Origin of the sequence: Pseudonocardia lacus (assembly GCF_018531445.1) — a bacterium.
Taxonomy (GTDB): domain Bacteria; phylum Actinomycetota; class Actinomycetes; order Mycobacteriales; family Pseudonocardiaceae; genus Pseudonocardia; species Pseudonocardia lacus.
In genome coordinates this window covers 1-2425 of sequence record NZ_JAHDTH010000413.1, presented here as the reverse complement: position 1 = coordinate 2425, position 2425 = coordinate 1, and the positions used below count along the sequence as shown (strand labels likewise).

General features: G+C 69.3%; 1 protein-coding gene and 1 pseudogene. Both read left to right on the top strand.

The features are described 5' to 3' along the window. Positions 1 to 646 (top strand): annotated as a pseudogene (locus KIK08_RS38610) (hypothetical protein); the annotation flags it as partial. A gap of 516 nt (positions 647 to 1162) precedes the next feature. Next, on the top strand, positions 1163 to 2293 hold the full coding sequence (locus KIK08_RS38605; RefSeq protein WP_214408264.1) for an acyltransferase family protein: 1131 nt from the start codon (positions 1163 to 1165) through the stop codon (positions 2291 to 2293). Positions 2294 to 2425: the final 132 nt, after the last annotated feature.

Sequence of the window (2425 nt, the reverse complement as noted above, 5' to 3'; positions counted from 1 at the left end):
GGCCGCTGGCGCGCTCTACGCCACACCACCGCAAGCCCGTCGAGAATCGGTGACATCGTCGCTGCCGCACGAGTGCTCACCCATTTCGAGCAGATCGAGCTACGCAGATCTTGCTGAGATCACCTCACTGGCCGATGCGAAGACGCCGCACCACGTCACCATGAACCTGGCGTACTACAGCGACACCCCTCTCACCGACCGGGCTCGCCGGCTCGTCAAGGTGCGAGTCCGCCACGGCACAGAGCCAGACGGCGAGGGCGGGGTTCGCGCCGATGCAACATCGAGGTGGGGCCGCAGCGCCAACGGATTCCCCCGCCTCGAGGTCTACATCCACCTCGGCCGCCTGGTCCGCGCCGGCCACACCGTCGTGAGCGAGTGGCGCTGGCCGGGCTACTCGGTCGACCTCATGTCCGGCAAGTCACCCGAGACGTTCGACGTGCTGTTCGTCAAGACGATCCGGCACTTCGAATACACCGTGACGTTCCGCAGGGCCGCCACGACCGACCGCCTCCGCATCATGGAGGTCGACGCACCGAACATGAAGCGGGAGCGGAAGGGGCAGGACATCCGGGTCAGCTTCTGGGGCGACAACCCACCCCTGAACTCGAGGATGGGATTCAAGGCCGACTACGCCAGCGGGGAATGACGAAGACCCAGCCGACGGCGGGGCCTTCGTCGAAACGGGTCAATTCCCGCCTGTCTCCGAACCGCCGCTCATGCTGACTTCCTCGATCCTTCGTCTACCACCTGCGAGCTGCGGGTGGAGCCTATCGACGTGAAGAGACGATCTTCGTGGACCCCCTCGTCGTCGTCAACGAGTGAAGACCCCTTCTCCTCGGACGAGCGCGCAGACGCGCCGATCGGGGCGGCAGCCACCGGTACTGGTCGCTGACCGACGATGTCGCATCATCCCGTTGAGGGAGCCGCTCCACTTCGGACTCGCGAACCGGTACTGATCGTTACGCGGTACGGGCAGGCGCCTGCCCGGCGGATCGCCGTGCAGGTCCGCCCTCCGGGCGTTGTGCGCCACACCACAACCGGTCCCAGCCTCCCCGTCGCGCGGAGCTCTGCACCTGCAGGCGCGCCCGGCGCACCGAGAGTCGTAGCAACCTACGTACACATATGCGTATAGTCCCGGTGTCCGAACGATACGGGGGATCCGATGACACGACCCACTGGCCGGCCGCCGGCGCCGCCCACCGCGCCCACGCGCCTCCTGCACGTCGACAACCTGCGCACCGTCCTGACGGTGCTCGTGGTCGTCCACCACGCCGCGATCGGCTACAGCAACATCCCGCTCTGGTACTACGTCGAGGGGGCGACGGACCCGTCGGGAACGCTGCTGGACATCCTGCTCGTGCTCAACCAGTCGTTCTTCATGGGCGCCTTCTTCCTCATCTCGGCGCTGTTCGTGCCGGGCTCCTACGACCGCAAGGGGCCCGGCCCGTTCCTGGGGCAGCGGCTGCTGCGCCTGGGGGTGCCGCTGCTGGCCTGGCTGCTGGTGCTGCGTCCGTTGATCAGCTTCGACATCTACGCCCGGGACACGGACCGAGCGGCCGATCTGTCCTACTGGCAGTACCTGCTCTCCCCGGACCCCGGCCCGATGTGGTTCGTCGAGGTGCTGCTGCTGTTCAGCGCGCTCTACGTCCTCTGGCGCCTGATGGGCCGCTCACCCGCGGCGGCGCCGACGGGGCGGGCGCCCGGCGCGGTCGCCGTCGTCGGGTTCACCGCCGCGCTGGCGCTGGCCACCTACTTGTGGCGCATCGCGGTGCCGATGGGCCAGGAGGTCCTGGGGCTGCCCACCCCGGCGTACCTGCCGCAGTACGCGGCGCTGTTCGTCGTCGGCCTGGTCGCGGCACGGCGAGGCTGGTTGGAGGGCCTGTCGCGGACGGCCGGTCGGGTCGGTTTCGCCGTGGCGGGCGCTGCCGCGGTCGGGCTGCTCCTCGTCATCTTCACCTCCGGCGGTGAGGAGTTCCTCGGCAACGGCACCCTCCCCTCGCTCGTCGCCGCGATCTGCGAGTCGGCGCTGGCCGTCGGCATGGTCATCGGTCTGCTGGTGCAGTTCCGCGCACGTTGGAGCGGGCAGGGGCCCACCAGCCGGTTCCTGTCGACCCACGCCTACGCCGTCTACGTGGTCCACCCGGTCGTGCTCGTCGCTGTGGGTTACGCCCTCGGTGGGGTGGCGGCGCCGGCGGTGGTGAAGTTCGCGCTGCTCACGGCGCTCGCGGTGCCGCTGTGCTGGGCGGTGGCGTACGTGGTGCGCAGCCTGCCGGGCGCCCGGAAGGTGCTCTAGCCGGTGCCCCGGTAGGCCGCCGGCGAGGTGCCCGCCGCTGTGGCGGGTCCTTTTCCGGCGGCCCCCGGCCCGAACCGGACGTGCGGGTTTCCTCGCATCCGGCTCTCTGGTGATTACTGCGTGGGTGTTGTG